This is a genomic window from Micromonospora sp. BS32 (assembly GCF_059089345.1).
This window is the reverse complement of record NZ_JBSSHR010000124.1, coordinates 1-436: the sequence shown is the minus strand read 5'-3', so window position 1 is coordinate 436 and position 436 is coordinate 1. Positions and strand designations below refer to the sequence as shown.

The following is a 436-nucleotide window of genomic DNA, read 5'->3' as shown; positions in this document are numbered from 1 at the left end:
GGGGGGCAATTTGGTCATAACACCCGCCTCGGCACTTTTCGGCGTCCTGGCGACCGCCGCGGTGATCGGCAGCGCGGTGTTGTTCGGCAAATGGCAGGCGCTGCGGCGCGCCGAATACATCCGCACCTTCGCCCTCCCGCGCGGCCTGCTGGCCCGGCTCGAGAAGCGCCATCCCGGCTTCACCCGCAAGGACAGCGCGCTGGTCTCGCGCGGCCTGCGGCAGTTCTTCCTCGCCTATCTGATGAGCGGCAAGCGCTACGTCGCGATGCCGTCGCAGGCCGCCGACGACCTCTGGCACGAATTCATTCTCTATACCCGCGAATACGATGCATTCTGCCGCCGCGCCTTCGGCGGCTTCTTGCATCACACGCCCGCGGTCGTGCTGGTGAAGGAGCGGCGGCAGAGCAATGAGGGATTGCGGCGGGTCTGGTGGTAC

1 protein-coding gene is annotated in these 436 nt (G+C 67.0%); it reads left to right on the top strand.

Annotation, left to right across the window (positions count from 1 at the left end):
* Positions 1–436 (top strand): glycine-rich domain-containing protein (locus AC5RWQ_RS30555; protein ID WP_494286058.1); only part of this gene is annotated, 436 nt, incomplete at both ends.